Origin of the sequence: Streptomyces sp. OR43, from assembly GCF_008042275.1 — a bacterium.
GTDB lineage: Bacteria > Actinomycetota > Actinomycetes > Streptomycetales > Streptomycetaceae > Streptomyces.
The window spans coordinates 4173625-4186359 of the sequence record NZ_RDBK01000043.1 but is presented as its reverse complement, the minus strand read 5'-3'; the positions used below and the strand labels follow the sequence as shown (position 1 = coordinate 4186359).

Genomic DNA, 12735 nt, shown 5'->3' with positions numbered 1-12735 from the left:
TGACCGACCATGCCCAGTGCCGTCACCCTCATACGTTCCGCCTCTCTGTCCGACGTCGCCGAGTACGCCTACGCCGCCACGGCCCCCGCCGAGGCACGACTGATCTTCCTCGCGGGCGCGTGCCCGCTGAACGAGGACGGTTCCACCGCGGCGGTCGGCGACTACGCGGGCCAGGCGGCGAAGGCTGTGGAGAACCTGCGGACCGCGCTCAAGGACGCGGGCGCGTCCCTGGACGACGTCATCAGCACCCGCGTACTCGTCGCCTCCACCCGCCAGGAGGACCTGGTGACCGCCTGGGAGGTGGTCCGGGCCGCGTTCGGTGACCACGACGTGCCCAGCACCTTGATGGGCGTCACCGTGCTCGGCTACTACGACCAGCTGGTCGAGATCGAGTCGGTCGCCGCCGTCCTCGACGCCTGACGCCGGCGCGGCTGCTCAGTACAGCTCGGACAGGCCCCTTAGCCCGCCCTCTCCCCCACCGCCTGGACCCACTTCGTCGCGTACGCCGTCCAGGGCTGAGCCCACGGTCCGTTTCCTGTCGCAGGCGCTATAGGAATCCCCTATAGCGCCTGCTGCCCTTTGGTCTTTGCCTCGCCTTCTCTCCCGGTCGTACCTTCAAAACAACGCGGAAGCGTACGACTTCACCGAGAGGAACAGCGGAAATGAGCACGACGGAAAACGGATCGGGAACGCGGGAACTCGCCGGAAAGCGGGCCCTCGTCACAGGTGGTTCCCGCGGAATCGGGGCGGCCGTCGTGCGCCGGCTCCGCGACGCGGGGGCCGAGGTGCTCACCACCGCCCGGTCGGCTCCGGACGCGGTGCCGGACGGGGTCACCTTCGTCGAGGCAGACGTGCGGACACGGGCCGGTGCGGAGGCACTCGCCGCGGCGGCGCGGAAGACGCTCGGCGGGGTGGACATCCTGGTCAACAACGCGGGCGGGGCGGGGCCGTTCCGGCAGACCGGGGACATCCCGGACGAGGAGTGGCAGAACCAGCTGGACCTGAACTACCTGGCCTCCGTACGGCTGGACGCCCTGCTGGCGCCGGGGATGCGGGAGCGGGGTTCGGGGACGATCGTGCACGTGTCCTCGGCCGCGACCCCGTTCACACCCCCGCCGTTCCTGCACTACACGGCGGCGAAGGCCGCGTTGGAGAACTACAGCCGCGGGCTGGCTCTGGAGCTGGCACCGTCCGGCGTCCGGGTCAACATCGTCAGCCCCGGCAGGACCGAGACCCCCGGCGGCGAGGCGACGCGTGAGGAGTGGGCGCGCATGGTCCCGGGGTCGGGCGCGGACAACAGCGGCGTGCCGCTGGGCCGCATAGGCCGTCCCGACGACATCGCCGACGCCGTGCTGTTCCTTATTTCCGACCGGGCGAGCTGGGTGACCGGCAACATTCTCACGGTGGACGGCGGGGAATTCCCCAGGAGTTGACGCATACGGAATTCCGGAGTACAGAGGAAAGCGGCGGCGGCGCCCAGGCGCCGCCGCCGCTTTCCTCGTACGGGCGTCAGTTGAGCGTCAGGATGGTTCCCGCGCCGTTCGGGTATTCGATCCAGGTCGTGGACCGGACACCCGACGGAACGCCGGACCACGTGGCGGTCAGGTCGGTCGGGGCGCCGGGCGTGACACGGGCGTGGTCGGGTGTGACGGTGACCGTGCCGGTGGCCGGGCTGTTCTTGGAGACGTTGTTCGCCTGGAAGGTGTACGGGGTGACGGTGTCATCGGTGCTGCCCAGGGACACCACGGCGACGAAGATCCGCTCGACGCTCGGCTGCGCCACACTGATCGTGGCGACCCCGTCGCTGTCGGGGTCGGCGAATGCGGCCGACTGCGGGACGCCGTCGACCATCGGGCCCCAGACGACACCGACGACGGTGTCGGGCGCCGCGTCGAAGCGGACCGTGATCTGGGAGGCCTCGGTGCCGGCCGGGATGTCCGTCTCGTAGTGGGTCTCAGCGGCGGTACCGGTCAAGGTCGCCTCGGTGAGCGGCGAGGAGACCGGGCCGTGGGCGAGCGCCGTCAGGGTGCCGGTGGCCGGGGTGACGGAGTAGGTGGCCTCGCCGCTGGTGCCGCTGCCCTTGATCTCGGCGGGGGCGTGAACGCTCTGCGGGGTGACGGCGATCGGGCTGCGGACGGTGGTGCGGCCGGAGGTCCAGGTGAGGGAACCGGTGTCGAGGAGTCCCGAGCGTGCGGTGGTCACGTCGAGCTTGACGGTGAAGGTGCGCTTCTGCCCGGCGCGGCTGAAGTGCAGGACGGACGGGGAGACGGTCGCCTTGACGCCGGGCAGGTCGACCTTGGCCCGGTAGGTGCCGGCCGAAGTGGCGGTGACGGTGCGGGTGACCGTCTGGGTGCCGAACAGCTCACCGATCGCGATGGAGGGGTAGTTGAGGTCGCTGGGGTCGATGGCCTCGGTGCCGGTCCGGGTGTCGACGCCTACCCCTTCGAGGTAGGCCAGCCAGTCCTGCTCATGGGAGTCGTAGACGAGTCCCGGCCGCAGCATGGCCCCGGCCTCGACCTCACCGGCGCCCTGGGCGAAGAGGTCGCCGTTGTTCTTGCCGTCAGCCGTCTTGGTGGGCGAAGCGGTGGTCATCATGGCCGACTTGATGCTCATGGGCGACCAGGTGGGGTGCTCGGAGAGGTAGAGCGCCGCCAGGCCCGCGATGTGCGGGGTCGCCATGGAGGTGCCGGAGTAGAAGTCGAAGTCGTGACCCTGGTTACCGGGCGGGGCCACGGCGGCGAGGATGGTGGCGCCGGGGGCGGTGAGGTCGGGCTTGAGCAGGTCGCCCTTGCCGGCGAGCGAGGGACCGCGGGAGGAGAACCCGGCGACCTGGGGGTACGGGCCGCCCTTACCGCCGCTCGTGAGGGTGGCGGTGGCGTTGTCCGTGGCGGCGTAGTCGCGTACGGCGAGGGCCTCGGCACCGCTCAGGTGGACGGTCGGCAGGGAGTGCAGGTCGCCGTCGCTGCTCTCCTTCCGGAGGTTGACCAGGACCATGGCGATACCGCCGGCCCGCTTGACCTCTGCCGACTTGTCGACACGCGCGTTGACGCCGCGGTCGCAGACGACCGTCTTCCCGGCGGCGCGTGCGGGGTCGAGTGTGCCCGCGACGCAGGCGTCGGCCTCGGCGGTGTCGGCGTCCGCGTACTTCACAGCCGCGGCACGGACGAGGGGCGCCGAGGGCACGGTGTCGCGGACGGTGGTGCTGATACCGGTGTAGCTCTTCCCGTTCCCGAGGGTGACCGTGCCGGTGTACGGGGCGATCGTCCCGGCGGCGACGGTGGTGGTCCAGGGAGCCGTGTTGTCGAGGCTGGCGGCGGTGGGGCCCGCGTTGCCCCCGGCCGTGGCGACGAAGACGCCCGCGGCGGCGGCGTTGCGGAGCGCGGTCTGGGCCGGGTCGTCGTACGGGCTCTCCCACTCCCCGCCCAGGGAGTAGTTGATGACGTCCACCCCGTCGGCGACGGCCTGGTCGATGGCGGCGACGAGGTCGCTGGTCAGGCCGCCGTCCTTCGTACCGTCCTTGCTCTGCCAGAGCGCCTTGTAGACGGCGACGGTGGCGGCGGGGGCGACCCCGGAGACGGTGCCGTAGTCCTTGCCGTCGACGGTGGCCCGGACCCCGGCGTTGCCGGCGGCGGTGGACGCGGTGTGGGTGCCGTGGCCCTGGCTGTCGCGGGGGGAGAGATAGCCGCCGCGGTTGGACTCGGGGACCTGCCGGAGCCAGCCGTCGGCGAAGTAGCGGGCGCTGATGATCTTCTCGTTGCAGGCGGTGGCGGTGAAGCTCTCGCCGGTCTGGCAGGTGCCGGTGAAGGTGCTGCCGTCGGCCTTGTTCATGACGGTGGCGGTGCCGTCGAGGTAGGGCCGGTAACGGTCCTCCTTGCCAGGCTTGCCGGGCTTCTTGCCAGGCTTGCCCGCGGACTTCCCGGCCTTGAGCGCCGGGGCCTTGAAGGAGGCGCTCTCGGGCCAGATACCGGTGTCGATGTCACCGATGACGATGCCCTTGCCCGCCTCGGCGGTACCGCCGAGGGCCGCCCACAGGCCCTTGCGGCCGGAGAGGCCGAGGAAGTCGGTGGAGTTCTTGTCGTCGGTGGCCTGGTGGAACCGGTCCGGGGCGATGTGGATGACGCCCTTGGTGCGGGCCAGCTGGACGAGCTGGGCGGCGCTGAGCTGGGCGCTGAAGGTGTTGGTGGTGACGGCGTAGTGCTGCCGGACGGTGGCGCCGACCTTCTTGGCGACGTGATTCTGCTCGTCGGTCAGATGGGTGCGGTAACGCTTGGCCTTCGCGGCGGTGACGTCCAGCTTGGCGCCCTCGGCGGGCCTGGTGGCCGGGATGTCGTCGACCCCGCCGTCGTAGGTGACGAGCGGCTGGTCGGCCAGGGTGATCAGGTAGTTGCCGGCGGCGAGGGCGTTGGTGGGGACGCTCGCGGCGGCGGGGGTGGCGAGGGGGAGGCTGACGGCGGCCAGGGTGGTGGTGAGCAGAGCACCGATGGTGCCGCGTCGGACGCGGGACGCTCTTCGTGGCTGGGATGTCACGGGTTTCCTCACAGGTGTTCGGGCATGCCGGAGAGGCGAGCGGGGGTACTCGCCCGGGTGTGAGTCGGCGACTTGGTGACGACGAAACGCCGTTGATGTGGGGTGATCGATAGGCGATTCGAGAGAAGTGAACGCTGTGCGATCACTTGGTGTCCAGATAATCTGATGGCGTGTTTGGCGCGGTGACCAAACGCGCCACCTGCGAGGGGACCATCGGTCGGCGAGCTGCCTGCCCGTACCTGTCCGGGGCGACCCCACACGTGTGACAGGGACGGTTGGCAGTGCTGGAAGCAGTAGGCGTAAGGGCTTTCGACGAGGACGTGTACCGGGCCGTGCTCGCGGCCCCCCGGAGCGCGGTGCTCGATCTCGCGGAGACCGCGGGGGCCGGGGCGGCGCGTACGGGAACGGCGTTGAGGCGTCTCGCCGCTCTGGGGCTGGTGCGGCAGGTGGCTCGGGGACAGTGGGAGGCGGTGAGCCCGCAGCCGGCGCTGGCTGCCCTGCTGCACCGGCGCCGGGCGGAATCGGAGACGGTGTTCGCGGGGGTGGAGACGGAGTTCGCCGAGCTGCTGCGCCTGCATCGGAGCGGGCAGTTGCAGTCGGACCCGGGCGCCCTGGTGGAAGTACTCACCGGTCGCGAGGAGATGACACGGAAGGTCGGAGAGCTGAGCCGCTCCGTCACCACGCACGTTTGGACGCTCGACAAGCCGCCCTACCTGGAGCCGGTGGGACAGCCGCACCACAACGAGCAGGAGACGGCGACGACTCGGGAGTGGCTCGAGCGCGGGGTAGATGTCAGGGGCGTGTACTGCCTGGAGTCGACCGAGCCGCCCGGGCGGCTGGAGTCGATTCTGCATCTCGCCGAGCTCGGCGAGCAGTCACGGCTGTTGCCCCATCTTCCGTTCAAGGCACGGATCGTGGACCGGCGGGTCGCCGTGGTGCCGTTGGCGGGAGGAAGCGAGGACTCCATCGTGCTCGTTCATCCGTCGGGGCTGCTGGACGGTCTGATGGAGCTGTTCGAGGCGTACTGGGAAAGGGCCGAGCCGTTGCTCTCCGACGGCCTGGGCGTGGTGGAGGGGCCCAGCGAGGAGGAGTTGATGCTGGTGCGCCTGCTGTACGCCGGATTCAAGGACCAGGCCATCGCGAGGCAGTTGGGCGTGAGCGTGCGCACGGCGACGCGTCGGGTCGCGGCGTTGATGCGGAGGCTGGACGCGAGTACCCGGTTCCAGGCCGGGGTGGCGGCGCGGGAACGCGGCTGGGTCTGAAAAGGACCGCCCACCGGCGCCGGGAACTCAGCGGTCCTCGTCCTCACCCACCCGTCAGGACGCCGGCGCGAAGGACGCGGACTCGGTCCACGTCTCCCGGCGCAACAGCTCGAGCAGGGCCGTCTCCCCCGGACCGGCTCCCTGCCGGAGCACCGCGATGACGGGCTGGTACACGGCCGGGTACACCGGCCGGACGAGATGCTCGTGGCCGTACGGCACCGCGGAGGCGGGAACGAGCGTGGGCCCCAGCCCGTGGGCGGCCCAGCGCACGGCCGTCGCGGTCTGGGACACACGGGCGGCGGTGGCCGGGGGCAGGCCGTTGTCCCGCAGCACGTGGGACAGGACGCCGTCGAGCGCGCTGTCGCGGTCGAACCTCACCCATGACTCCCCCTCCATCTCGCGCAGATCGACCCGGTCCGCGGCGAGCCGCCGGTCCCCGGCACCGAGCACCACGACGAACTCCTCGTCGCCGAGCCGATGGGCGTCGGCGGGGCTCCGCTCGCACGCCGCCATCAGGGCCAGGTCCAGCACGCCCCGGCGGCACAGCCGCTCAAGCTCCGCGGAGCTCGGCTCCTCGAAGACGGTCACCTCCAGGCGCGGGTAGCGGCGGCGCAGCGCGTCCAGGGCGCCCGGCAACTGCCGCGTACCGAAGCCCATCTGCGCCGCGACCACCAGCTCGCCCCGCAGCTCGTCGGCCCCGGCCCGCGCGGTCGCCCTGGCTTTCCGCGCCGCGCTCACCGCGACCTCCGCCTCCCGCAGGAACGCGCGGCCGACCGCGGTGGCGACGAGCCCGGTGGGGGTGCGGGCGAACAACTCCACGCCGAGCTCGCGCTCCAGGCCGCGGATCTGCTGGGACACCGAGGGCTGGGCGACGCGCAGCCGCTCCGCCGCCGCGGTCACCGAGCCCTCCTCGGCAACGGCCAGGGCGTACTCGAACTGGCGAAGGCTCATCTGCTCCTGTCCCCTCCCGGCGATGGGCTGCGGTCACACCGCGGCCATCGTTGTACTGACAGCGGTTACATCGTGGGGGGTGCCCCGATATATTCCGCTTCCCGGCTGCGGGTGTCCCTGTCTCGGCCGGTGTCCGGGACGGGCAGACAGGCAGACAGGCCGACAGGCCGACAGGCCACGAACTCCGCCGACTCGCCCCGGAGTCGCTCCCGACTGAGTTGCCGCACGGGTGGATCGGCGCGATCCTGGGGGCAAAGGCCCTTTCGGACATCCCGCAATGCGGGGTCGAAAGCCCGGGCGGGTGCGAGGACTGCGCGAACGTGCCGACGCCGGCGTCGGCGCCGGCAGCAGATCCATCCCAGAGTTCTGTCGGGGGACATCATCACCGACACCCAAAAGGGGATACGCGTCATGATTGACGCTCGAACCCATGTCGTCGCGCTGTCTCATCAGATCGACACGCTGGCCGCCGCGCCCGTTCACCCTCGACTCGGGGCAGCCCGGGACCAGCTCGTGGCCGACTGCGCCGACCACCGCGCGTACGCACGGTTGGGGGCCCTGCTCGACCAGGTGCTGCACCACGCGGCCTCGGACGGCGCGGAGGTCGATCTGCTCGCGGAAGCGTCGAAAATGTGGACGGAAGGCGTCGCGCTCTACAACGAGGTCGGCCGCATTCGCAGTGCGATCGAGTCCGCACTGGTCGATCCGTCGGCCCCGGGTTCCGCATCGAGGTTCTGCGATGCCACCTTGAGCTTCCGTCACCTCATGAACAACGCAAAGACCACGTTCACCGAGATGGACAGTCTCGGAAAGAGGCTGCGGAAAATGTCCCATATTCCGCGGCATCCACGGCAACAGGATGAGCCCCTGTCCCAGTGGGGCTGGGGGGACGTCTTTCTCGCCCGCAGAACCGATGCGCTCGCACGTGCCGCGTTCAGCGAGGCCGGCACGGCGGAAACCCGTGCCATGGCCTTCGGAATCCTGTCCGGCTACTCGACGAACGTCCACGGATCGACGTACCTCACGCAGGTCGTCGGCGGACCTCGCCGTTCCCACCGATTCCGGGACCGCATAGCGCGGAACGCGGTCGGGTCGTGGTTCGGCGAACGATACCCGGACGTCAAGAGCTGTCGCGGGATAGCGGACTCCCTCCGCTTCACCGGAGTTCCGGACGGGACGCTGCCGGGGGAGGCGATCGACTTCCTCACCCGCACGCTCGGGGCGACGTACGACCTGTCGCGACTGGCCGCGGTGCCCGACCTCGGGCAAGGGTACGAGCGCCTGGTCAGGCAGCTGGAACTTCTCGATACGTTCGGTCAGCCACCGACGCCGGCGCTGCCTGCGCCCCAGTTCATCACGAAGATGTTCTCCGACCCCGCGCATCCGCCGCAGTCGCCCACCACGCCGGAAACCGCAACGCCCGCGTACGCCCATGGGCCCGGTGTGGTGCCGACCACGTTCTCCGGTGGCCCCGGGTTCGGCGCCGGGCAGAAGCCCCCGCCCACCGCGACGGACAGCACGGCCGACAGCGAGAGCGCCTGCGGAAGCTTCTGCATCGCCGTGCTGGCATTCCTCGCCTTCGCCGGCCTGCTGGGAGGCCCTTGCTGGGGAGAATGGGCCGACGGCAAATCCTGCACCTTCTGGGAAAAGCATGTCGCGGAGAACTGGAGAAACGCATTCACCATCGATCTCAGCCAGGAAGAGAAGGATGCGCTGGCCGCACAGAACCAGCCCCTCACCGCGAGCAATTTCACCACTGCGGCAGGAGTTCCTCAGATGGATGAACTCGTCTCCCAATTGTTCGACCTACAGGTTCGTCTGTGGGAGGCCCTGGGCAAGGCGAGCGCATTCCTTTCCGGGTGTGGACTGATCTACCCGGAGGGACGTCTGGAGTTCCCTCTCTACCGTCAGTTCCTCACGGTCCCGAATGACACCGTGCAGCCGCATCGTCCCGAGCTGGACGACGTCCACACGTTCTATCGGTATCCGCAGACCGAGCTCGAGAACCCGGTGGATTTCTCCGCACACGTTCCCGTCGGCGCCGATCCCGGACGATTCCTCGCTGTCGCGGTCCCCGACTGCGTTCGGAGGTGGGAAGAGATCGCCGACGGCTCGCCCGGCGCCCGGAACCTCGACCTCGACGCGGACCGGGGTGTGGCCCATCCGTGCTGGTCCACCGTCGGCTCCATCGACGACGACCCGGTAGGTGTGGACGTTCTCGCCTACCCGGACCAGTAAGGACCGACAGCCATGGACGTGGACCGAGGCCGCGATCAGCGGCCGAACGGCAAGCAGCAACCGCGGGGCGAGGCGAACGACCGGCCGTTCCTGTACATCCACAGCTACCCGCCGCCCGCCCTTCCCTATGCGGAGGAGGACATCGGTGAACGGCCCGTACCCCCTGAGGTCTGCTGGTATCTGTGCTCCGGCATCCAGCCGTTGACGCCGTTCGAGCCCGGAGAAGACCTGACGGTCCAGGTGTCCGTCGGCAACTGGCAGGGCGGGAACAGTGCTTCGCTGGCCTACGTCGGCGTGTGGTGGTCCAGGCCGGTGAGTGGACCCGTCATCCCCGATCCCTCCAAGTTCATCGGATTCTCGCCGGTCGAAGTTCCGCCCCATGGAGGCAGGGCAGAAACCTCTCCCGTCACCGCGCGGATTCCCGCAAGCTCGGGAAACCACATATGCCTGCTGGCCAAGGTCTGGCATCCGCTGGACAACGTGGCCGCCGGAGGGCTGGCAGATCCCGTCAACGACAGGCACTGGGCGCAGCACAACCTGACCGCCATGCCGGCCTCACCGCCCCAGCCGTTCGCGTTCCTGGCGACGAACCCGATGGATCAGGAAGTCACGTACCAGATCGATGTCCGGGCCATGCCACGGGAGTTGTGGGCCAATCTGGCCACCGATGAACGACTCCGGCCGACGCAGGCTTCGGCATGGCTGTCCCTGACCAGCACTGCCGGTGCGGACGAGGTCCAGGGCCAGGACGCAGTGACCCGGACGCTGACACTCGGCCCGCGGGAGCAGCGCGAGATGGAGTTGCTGGTCGTCGTGACCGACGAGGTGGGAAGGGGGACCTTCGTCCCCTTCCAGATCGCCCAGTACAGGGACGAGCGGCCCGTCGGCGGTATAGCGATGCTTCTGCACGGGAGTTGAACGCGCGTCAGCGATCTGCCGTGCAGGGCCGGGCACGTGCCGCCCGGCACCGGGATCGACCGGTGCCGGGCGGGCCGGGGACCTCACCGATCCCGGCGCGCGGCAGCGCGGCGTCGCCCGCGTCAAGGCGGCGACCGGAGCTGCGTGTCGCGGCCCCCGTCTTCGCGACCTCGGGTGCCCCCAGTCCTTGATAGCGTCGCCCCAGCGACTGCGGAACACTCCCGCCGGGGTCGTCGCTCTGCCGGGACGGCGCTGCCACCACGCGACGGAGGGTGCGGGTGGCAGGGGGGACCTTCACGGCAGGGACGAAGAGAGCCGACCTATGAGCCTCGCGCAGTTGCACTACACCTCCGCAACCGGCGGGGACGGTTCCGGCACCGGCGAGGCCGAACCGATACCGGCCCGATTCACGGCAGTTGACGCCGCGATACCCGCGTCCGTGCTCACCGAGGCGGGACCTCTCCTGGCGTACGGGACGCCCGCCGGAATGGAACCCCGGCTCGGGGACGCCGCGTTGCGCGCGCTGCCCGAGGCGTTGAGTTTCAGCGTCCTGTCCGACGGCAGTCATCTGCTGGCCAGGACCGTGGCGGTCCGGTCCGCGCCCGGCTCCGACGTGGGCTTCCACGCGCACGCGGTCCATCTCCCCGCCGGCACCCGGCTGCCGGGCGGCGCGCTCCCGATCACCGCCTGCCGGTCCGCCCGCTGGGCCGCCACGACACCGGACCGTACGCTGCCCGGCCCGCTCGCCGCCCTGCCCGCCACCGGCCACGCGCGGGACCGCGAGGCGCTCAACGACTTCGCCGTCTCCCGGGGACCCTGGCTCGCCGGTGTGCTGGCCGACCTGCGCCGGCTGTACGGACGGGACGGCGCCGGCCGGGTCGTGCTCGTCGAGCGGCAGAGCGCGGACGTGGCCCGGTGGATCGCGCTGGCCTGCGTCGCGCTGCCCCGGGAACTCGCCGAACGGCTGACGTTCACCACGTACACCCGCCACCCGCGGCGGGCGCCGCAGCAGATCGTCGGTGTGCTGCCGCAGGACGCGCACGCGCTGACGGCCCCCGGTTTCCACGTCCACACCTGCACCGGGCCGCGCCCGGAAGGGACCGTGGCCGACGCCTGGGCCGAAACGGCCGCCCGGATCTGGCGCAGCCGCGCACCGGAGCTGTTCCGGGAGGCCGCCGAGCTGCCCGGGGAGCCGTTCGCCGCCGGGCCGGTGGCCGTGACGGCCCTGTGCGCGGGCATCGCGCTGGGCACCGGCGGGCGCGCCGCCGCGGCCGGCTGGGCCGCCGAGCGTCCCTACGCGCTGGACGCGAAGCGCACCGGGCAGCTCGTCGACGCGCTGACCGCGCCCGGGGTCGACGACCGCACCGGCCCCGAGTTCGACGCCGCGGGACGGCTGTTCGCCGCGCTCGACGGCCGCTCCCCCGCGTCGACGACGGCCCCGCTGGCCGCGATGCTGGTCACCGAGGCGGTCCGCGGCGGCAACGGCTCCGTGGAGCTGCCCGGCCGGAGCGCCTTCAGCGGTCCGGAGGGCGCGGCCGTCGCCTCGGTGCTGGGCCCGGAGATCCTGACCGAGCTGAGCGGCGCGGGCGTCGGTCTCGACGTGGCCCGGACGGTGCAGCTGCTGCGGGTGGCCCGGCTGCTCGGCGTGGACTGCGCGGAACTGCTGCCCGCGGTCGTCCGCCGCCTCGCGCCGGCGCTGCTGGAGCCCGGGGACGGCGAGCCGGGCTGGGCGCCCGCGCTGCTGGAGCTGATGGACGAGCAGTTCGACGTCCGTACGGCCCTGCTCGGTGCGCTGGACCGGATCGCGCCGCAGGATCCGTCGGGGGTCGAGCGGCTGCTGGGCCGGGTCCCGCTGCCGTTCACGGGCACCCAGTCGCTGCCGCATCTGCGGATGTGCGCCGAGGCGCCGGAGGCCAAGGCCGGCTGCGGGGCGGACCGGGTGGGCGCGGTGCACCGGGTGCTCCGGGCCGCCGGGGTGTCGCCGTTCGCGGAGCCGCTGGTGCTGCGGACGGCCGTGGGGCTGGTGTGGGAGGCCGGCGCGGGGAACGGGCCGATGACGGCGGGCGAGGCACGACTGCTGCTGGAGGCCGCCACGTCGGACGCCCACCGGACGGCCGGCACCTGGTCGCACCTGGTCGCGGCGGCGCTCGGTGCCCCCGCCGCCGACGAGGGGGCGCCGGAACTCGCCCATGACCTGCTGCGCGGCTTCCCGCAGGAGATCGCGGGACGGGAACGCGGAGCCCTGCTGCTCCTGGAGTTCGCCCGCGAGATCCGGTCGGACGCGGCGGCGCCGGAGTGGGCGGAGCGGGCCCGCGCGCTGCGCGCGGACGCCGAGCCGCTGGAGCCGGAGGTGCTCGGCCATGCTTACGGGGCGCTGGCCACGCGGCTGCTCGCGCCGGACCGGCCGGAGGCCGAACTGTACGCCCTGGTGCACAGCGGCGACCGCGATCTCATCGCCGCGTACGAACGGGCCGCGCGCGGGCCCGGCGTCCGCTCCCGCCTGAAGGCGGAACCGGCGTACGCCGCGGACTGCTTCGCCGTCTGGACCGCGCATCCGCACGCCGGGGCGGAGTGGAGCCGGACCGCGGACGCCCTGCTGGAGGAGGTGCTGCGCCCCGCCGTGCGCACGCTCTCCGCCGAAGACGTCGCGGCGGTGGAGGAGGCCGTGGGCAGCTCGGGGAGCAGCGGTCGGGCGGAGGCCTTCCACGACTGGAACCGACGGGGCCGGGGCGCCCTGGGGCGGATCAGCCGGCGGATCGCGGGCCGTGTGCGCCGGGGCTGACCGCGCGAGTCGTCGGGGGCGCGGTGCGCCGGGTACCTTGGTCCTTACCGATCTCAT

The 12735-nt window shown here is 71.5% G+C and carries 8 protein-coding genes; 6 read left to right on the top strand and 2 right to left on the bottom strand.

Going from position 1 to position 12735, the window contains the following annotated elements:
• Positions 1-9 precede the first annotated feature (9 nt).
• A complete protein-coding gene (locus EAO72_RS37930; protein ID WP_148021528.1) occupies positions 10-420 on the top strand; it encodes a RidA family protein in 411 nt (136 codons plus the stop codon).
• A 242-nt stretch (positions 421-662) separates the two neighbouring features.
• On the top strand, positions 663-1433 hold the full coding sequence (locus tag EAO72_RS37925) for an SDR family oxidoreductase (RefSeq protein ID WP_148021527.1): 771 nt from the start codon (positions 663-665) through the stop codon (positions 1431-1433).
• A gap of 76 nt (positions 1434-1509) precedes the next feature.
• Here the strand turns inward: EAO72_RS37925 and EAO72_RS37920 are convergent, their stop codons facing one another.
• Positions 1510-4527: a S8 family serine peptidase gene (locus EAO72_RS37920; RefSeq protein ID WP_261991767.1), complete on the bottom strand. Its 3018-nt coding sequence runs from the start codon at positions 4525-4527 to the stop codon at positions 1510-1512.
• A 281-nt stretch (positions 4528-4808) separates the two neighbouring features.
• On the opposite strand from EAO72_RS37920, the gene EAO72_RS37915 reads away from it, so the two are divergent.
• The gene (locus EAO72_RS37915) at positions 4809-5789 is read left to right on the top strand and encodes a helix-turn-helix transcriptional regulator (protein WP_148021526.1); all 981 of its coding nucleotides are present in this window, start codon (positions 4809-4811) and stop codon (positions 5787-5789) included.
• A 54-nt stretch (positions 5790-5843) separates the two neighbouring features.
• On the opposite strand, the gene EAO72_RS37910 is transcribed toward EAO72_RS37915, so the two are convergent.
• Positions 5844-6740, bottom strand: a complete 897-nt coding sequence (locus EAO72_RS37910; protein ID WP_148021525.1) for a LysR family transcriptional regulator — start codon at positions 6738-6740, stop codon at positions 5844-5846.
• Positions 6741-7151: 411 nt separating this feature from the next.
• Here EAO72_RS37910 and EAO72_RS37905 point away from each other — a divergent pair, with 411 nt between their 5' ends.
• The 3 genes from EAO72_RS37905 (at position 7152) to EAO72_RS37895 (ending at position 12678) form a co-directional block, all read left to right on the top strand.
• Positions 7152-8978 carry a hypothetical protein gene (locus tag EAO72_RS37905; protein WP_148021524.1) on the top strand — a complete coding sequence of 609 codons (1827 nt, stop codon included), beginning with the start codon at positions 7152-7154 and terminating at the stop codon, positions 8976-8978.
• A gap of 12 nt (positions 8979-8990) precedes the next feature.
• Complete coding sequence (locus EAO72_RS37900) at positions 8991-9896, top strand: hypothetical protein (protein ID WP_148021523.1); 906 nt, start codon at positions 8991-8993, stop codon at positions 9894-9896.
• A 322-nt stretch (positions 9897-10218) separates the two neighbouring features.
• The gene (locus EAO72_RS37895) at positions 10219-12678 is read left to right on the top strand and encodes a GTPase-associated protein 1-related protein (protein ID WP_148021522.1); all 2460 of its coding nucleotides are present in this window, start codon (positions 10219-10221) and stop codon (positions 12676-12678) included.
• Positions 12679-12735 lie beyond the last annotated feature (57 nt).

Excerpts from the sequence above, each read along its gene's own strand:
- EAO72_RS37930 (WP_148021528.1), top strand. The coding sequence starts at position 10 with ATGCCCAGTGCCGTCACCCTCATACGTTCCGCCTCTCTGTCCGACGTC.
- EAO72_RS37925 (WP_148021527.1), top strand. The coding sequence starts at position 663 with ATGAGCACGACGGAAAACGGATCGGGAACGCGGGAACTCGCCGGAAAG.
- EAO72_RS37910 (WP_148021525.1), bottom strand. The coding sequence starts at position 6,740 with ATGAGCCTTCGCCAGTTCGAGTACGCCCTGGCCGTTGCCGAGGAGGGC.
- EAO72_RS37905 (WP_148021524.1), top strand. The coding sequence starts at position 7,152 with ATGATTGACGCTCGAACCCATGTCGTCGCGCTGTCTCATCAGATCGAC.
- EAO72_RS37900 (WP_148021523.1), top strand. The coding sequence starts at position 8,991 with ATGGACGTGGACCGAGGCCGCGATCAGCGGCCGAACGGCAAGCAGCAA.
- EAO72_RS37895 (WP_148021522.1), top strand. The coding sequence starts at position 10,219 with ATGAGCCTCGCGCAGTTGCACTACACCTCCGCAACCGGCGGGGACGGT.